Here is a 618-nt window from a genome sequence, read left to right as displayed (position 1 = left end):
CTCCTTTGCTTTGGTTTGTTCAACTTTCTTTGGCGGCTCTTTTTGTGCGACTTTAGTCGGAGTTGTTGTAGGCTTTTGACTAGAGTTTTTACTTGAAGTCACAGGCTTTGTCGTCGTCGTTGGCTTCACCACTGGAGGCGGTGTCGTTGTAACTACAGGTACTACAACGGGTTCAACTTTTTGGCCATATTTTGGCGCGACATATTTCGGAGCCCAAAGTTTTAGCTTTTGACCTGGATAAATGGTGTAAGGCTGAGAGAGTTCGTTGTAACGTACAAGATCATTTACATCCTTATCTGTGACGTAAGCAATGAAATAAAGTGTGTCACCTTTCTTTACTTCGTAGTAACTCCCTCTATAACTGCCACGCTCAACGCTCGAATAATCCTTCTTTAGGCTGGAAACAGGCGCAGGTGAGTGAGCCGCGCAACCAACGAGTCCCGCAGCTAATACAAAGCTAATACCAATATGACGCAGTAACTTACTCACCTAACCTCAGATCCTTAAGCCAAATCACCCGCGACAAGAGGAACAAATCGAACCATTTCCACAACGGTAGAAAGGTACTCGTCACCCTTGCGTTCAATTTTAAGTAGTTGCTGCTCAGCATCTCCGACA

At 45.0% G+C, this 618-nt stretch carries 1 protein-coding gene and 1 pseudogene; both read right to left on the bottom strand.

The genetic code is table 11. The features are described 5' to 3' along the window. Positions 1-489 (bottom strand): LysM peptidoglycan-binding domain-containing protein (locus tag R7044_RS26375; protein ID WP_169643277.1); only part of this gene is annotated, 489 nt, incomplete at its 3' end. A gap of 14 nt (positions 490-503) precedes the next feature. Next, positions 504-618 (bottom strand): annotated as a pseudogene (locus tag R7044_RS26370) (protein-L-isoaspartate O-methyltransferase); the annotation flags it as partial.

Source organism: Vibrio sp. 1402 (assembly GCF_033340275.1).
This window is presented reverse-complemented; position numbering and strand designations above follow the sequence as displayed.